Source organism: Streptomyces africanus, from assembly GCF_002150735.1.
Classification (GTDB): domain Bacteria; phylum Actinomycetota; class Actinomycetes; order Streptomycetales; family Streptomycetaceae; genus Streptomyces; species Streptomyces africanus.
This window is the reverse complement of record NZ_MUKA01000193.1, coordinates 1-4657: the sequence shown is the minus strand read 5'-3', so window position 1 is coordinate 4657 and position 4657 is coordinate 1. Positions and strand designations below refer to the sequence as shown.

The 4657-nt window shown below is 73.7% G+C and carries 1 protein-coding gene and 1 pseudogene; both read right to left on the bottom strand.

Annotation, left to right across the window (positions count from 1 at the left end; genetic code table 11):
- Positions 1–409: 409 nt before the first annotated feature.
- A pseudogene (locus CCL05_RS22970) lies at positions 410–2944 on the bottom strand (SpoIIE family protein phosphatase); the annotation flags it as partial.
- A 384-nt stretch (positions 2945–3328) separates the two neighbouring features.
- Entirely contained in the window at positions 3329–4420 is a 1092-nt protein-coding gene (locus CCL05_RS22965; protein ID WP_086562371.1) for a lytic polysaccharide monooxygenase auxiliary activity family 9 protein, read from the bottom strand.
- Positions 4421–4657: the final 237 nt, after the last annotated feature.

Here is a 4657-nt window from a genome sequence, read left to right as displayed (position 1 = left end):
GATCGCGGTCCGGGTTGTGGCCCGGGGCCTGGCCTTCGCCCGGGTTCGGGTTCGGGTCCGGGGCCGGGTCTGGGTTGCTGTCCGGGACTTGGCCGTCGCCGGGGGCCGGGTGCCCGTTCCGGTTCGGGGCCTGATCGCGGTCCGGGTTGTGGCCCGGGGCCTGGCCTTCGCCCGGGTTCGGGTTCGGGTCTCGGTCCTCGGGCCGGTCTCCGTCGCTGTCCGGGGTCCGCCCCTTGCCCGGGTCCTGGTCGCGGTCCCCGTCCCGGGACCGGCTTCGGCCCGAGCCCCTGCCGCCTCCGCTCCGCTCGCGGGTTCGGCCCATGACCCAGTCCCGGCTGCGGCCGAGGCCCCAGCCCCGGTCCCGGGCCGGCCGCCGTTCCTCCGCCGGCGCGATCGCCGGCTCCGCCCGCGGCGCCGGTTCCGCTTCCGGTTCGCCGTCCGCCTCCGGGCGGGACACGACGATCTCGCTCCACACCTGCTTGCCGCCGCCGACCGGCACCGAGCCCCAGGCCGCCGACACCGCCTCGACCAGGAAGAGCCCGCGGCCGCCGGTCGACTCCCAGTCCACGACCACCGGTTTGGCCGGCGCCCGCGGCGAGGAGTCGCTCACGGTCACCCGCAGCCGGTCCGCGGCCAGGGTCAGGTCCAGCCGCAACGCGCCCTGCGTGTGCACCAGCGCGTTGGTGACCAGTTCCGACACCACCAGCAGAACGGTGTCGGCCTCGGCCACGACGTCCCACGAACGCAGCGTGCGCGCGCTGAACCGACGGGCGTGCATCACCGCGTCCGGCAGCCGCCACACCACCCAGCCCGCCCGCACCGGCCGCACCCGCATCCCGTCGTAGCGCAGCAGCAGCAACGCCACGTCGTCCTCCCGGCGCCCGGCCTCGCCCAGCAGGTCGTCGGCCATCCGCCCCGGGTCGGCAGGGTCCGCCGCGGCGAGCAGCTCGCGCACGATCCGCATGCCCTCGTCCAGGTCCAGCTCGGCCGACTCGACCAGGCCGTCCGTCACCAGCGCGAGCACCGAGCCGGGCGCCAGCGCCACCGCCGTCAGCGGGAACTCCGCGTCCTCCAGCACGCCCAGCGGAAGCCCGCCCTCGACCGCGATCTCCTCCGTCGCGCCGTCGGGATGACGCACCAGCGGCGACAGATGCCCGGCCCGCACGAACAGCGCGTTGCCCTCCTCCATGTCCAGCTCGACATAGCAGCACGTGGCGAACAGGTCGGTCTCCATGCCGACGAGCAGCCGGTTGGCGTGCGCGACGACCACGTCCGGCGGATGACCCTCCACGGCGTAGGCCCGGACCGCCGTGCGCATCTGGCCCATGATCGTCGCGGCCCCGGCACTGTGCCCCTGCACATCGCCGATGACCAGGGCGACCTTTCCATCCGACAGCGCGATCACGTCGTACCAGTCGCCGCCCACCTGGAGCCCGCGCCGGGCGGGCAGATAGCGGGCCACGGCGATGCCCCCGGGCAACGGGGGGAGACGGCGCGGCAGCAGGCTGCGCTGGAGCATCGTCGCGAGTTCCTGCTCGGCGTCGTAGGCGTGCGCGCGGATCAGGGCCTGCCCCACCAGCCCCGCGGTCGCCGTCAGCAGGGCCCGCTCCTCGGGCGCGAACTCGTGCGGCGCGTCCCAGCCGACCAGGCACACCCCGGCCACCCTGCTCTTGGCCGGCAGCGGCAGGACCGCGAGCCCGCCGGGGCCGATCCCCGCGAGCCCGGGTTCCAGCGCGGTACCGGCCGGCCACAGGCTCATCCGCCCGTCCCTGAGCGCCGCGTGAAGCGTGGGCAGGGCGGTGACCGGCGCGTCGGGCCACTCCGAGCGCCACTCGGAACGCCACAGCTCCGGCCAGGCACCGGCACCCGGCGGATCGAGCACGGTGACCGCCAGCCGGTCCTCCAGCAGCTCGGCGAGCGCCACCCGGTCGGCACCCAGCGGCTCGCGCAGCGCGGCGACCACCACACGGCTGACGTCCCGGACGGTCGTCGCGTCGTCGAGCGCGGCCGTCAGCCACTGGATCCGGGCGACGTCGCTGGCGCTGCGCCGCAGCACCGGGGCCGCGGTCACCACGCCCAGCACCCGCTCAGGGGCGCCGTCGGGCCCCTTCAGCACCCGGCAGCTCAGGCGCAGCCAGCACAGTTCACCGGTGGCCCGGCGGGTGCGGAACTCCAGTTCCCGGCGCCCCGGAGTCTGCGCGGACGGTTCGATGACCGACAGCAGCGCCGGGACGTCCTCGGGGAGGCTGTACGAGAGCAGGGTGTCGGTCTTGCCGTCGAAGCCGCCCTCGGGGATGCCGACCAGTTCGAGCAGGGCCGGGTCGGTCTCGACCAGCCCGGTGCCGGGTGTCAGGGCGAAGGAACCCACCCCCAGGACGCGCAGCGCGGAATCCAGCAGGGGCGAGGGGGCGGACCGGTCGGCCTCCCCCCGGAGCCGCCCGGAAATCGCCTCGGCGTACCGCTCCAGGAACTCCCGCTGCTCGACCCCGAACCCCTCCCCGGGCTCTCCCACCACGGCCAGACACCCCAGCCACCCGCCGGCGGCGCCCAGCGGCACCACCCCGAGCGGCGTGCCGGTGACTCCGCCTTCCAGCCGGCCTGCGAGCCACAGCGGCCGCCCGCTCCGGAAGGCCTCGACCACGGCGGACCCGCACTCCCCGGACACCGCGGCATAGCCCGGCGCCGGAGTGGGCGAGGTGCCCCCGCCGTGCCGCACCCGGCCCGGCAGCCCGTACCGCTCCGGCTCGGCACCGGCGGACTCCACCAGCTGGAGCTCCGCACCGTCCTCGCTCCGTACGTACACCGCCGCCAGCGCCACCCCGGCGAACGCCAGGACGCGCTCCCGCGCGGCGGACTCCGGCGTGGGGCGAGGCGAACCGGCGTCCCCGTTCCCCGGTGCCCGAAGACCGGGGGCCGCGGCCCGGGCATCGCCGTAATGGGGCATGTCCGCATCCACCTCCCGTCCATGCCGCAGCCTCGGCAGGTGGGAGTCCCCGGAACTCAGGCGACGACGACGCGGCGGCTCCACGACCACATGAGCGGCAGGGCACCCACACCTCAGAATCGCATACCTGGATAACTGCGACATATGGGATGAGGGAGGGGATCGCCCGAGGAATCACCCAAGGGATCGCCCAAGGAATCGCCCGAGGGATCGCCCGAGGGGTCGCTCGGGGGACCGGCGGGGCGGCTCAGCCGAGCACCCGCTGCCGCCGCCGCGTCTCGACGGTCACGCGCGAGCGGGCCCGGCGGCCGGGACTCACCGGCCACCGGACCCACCCGGAGCGTCGGATCCGCCCGGAGCGTCGAATCCGCCCGGAGCGACGGTTCAGCCGACCCGGCAGGGCAGGCTCGTCGTACTGTCACCGCCCGAGCCCGAGACGGTGTAGCCGAACGTCGCGCTCCTGCCCGGATCGAGGGAGCCGTTCCAGCCGGAGTTGTGGACCATCACCGACTGGCCGTTGTACGTGGCGTTGCCGCTCCACAGACTCTCGATCTTCTGGCCGGACGGCAGCGTCCAGTCGACCATCCAGCCGAGCATCGGGACGGTTCCGGTGTTGGTGACGGTCACCTCGGACTGGTAGCCGCCGTTCCAGCTGCCGGTCGTCTTGCGGGTGGCCGTGCAGGTGCCGGGCACCGGCTCGGACGGGGTACCGGGCTCCTTGATGCCGGTCACCTCGCCGTTGCCGCCGTCGAAGACGACGTCCGAGCAGGAGTAGAAGGTCTCCTGGCTGTCCGAGCGCTGCCAGACCATGTAGATGATGTGGCGGCCCGACTTGCCCTCGGGGAGCTTGCCGGTCCAGGCATAGTCGGCCTCGACCGTGCCCGGGGAGCCGTTCAGCGGCGGGTGGTCGACGCTCAGGAACGGCCGCTCCTCCATGTCGTTCCAGGTGAGCTGCTTCGTCGGGTCGAAGCCGTCCTTGGTGATGTAGACGTAGAACCAGCCCGGGTGCGCCGCCCAGGCGTTGTACGAGAAGTCGACCGTCGCGCCCGAGGTGAGGTGGGTCAGCGGCCAGTCCTTGCTGGGCGTGTTGAACCCGGTGAAGTTGGTGTTGCCGCCGCTGCACAGCTCGCCGTCCGGTACGAAGCCCCGGGTGCGGCCGGCGCCGTCCGAGCGGAGCACCGAGAACCAGTTGTAGAACGGCGTGGTGCCGCTGACCTGCTGCGCGGCCCGGCACGCCGGGTTGACGGGCTTGATCTCGCCGGTGTCGGTCAGACCGTCCTGCCAGCACAGGAAGGTACGGCTGCCGGGCTTCATCGGGGTGCCGTGCGCCTCCGCCTCGCCACCGGCCGTCATGACCAGGCCGAGGGCCGGAACGGTGACGAGGAGGGAGAGCAGGACCAGGAAGAAGGCTCTGGCCCGGGCGGGGGGTGCTGATCGGGGCCTCGGGGATCCTCCCGAGTTTCTTGTCAGGATCATGACAGCATCGTCCGTTCCTTGAGGGTACGGGCCTGCGGATGCGTGTGCGGGGATGCGCGGGGTGGGGGCGACGCGAGGGCGGGTTCCGGTCCACCGTTATGGGAGCGCTCCCACCCCGCTGATGCGGAAGTTAGCGCCGGACGGCGCAGTTGTCTACGGCTGCGGCGCAAGAGCGCCGGTCAGAACGGACGGGCGTACGGATCGGCGCATGCGGACTCGCCGTCGCCTGACGAACTG

What these genes read in the sequence shown, in the direction of transcription:
- CCL05_RS22965 (WP_086562371.1), bottom strand. Translation starts at nt 4,420, where the DNA reads ATGATCCTGACAAGAAACTCGGGAGGATCCCCGAGGCCCCGATCAGCA.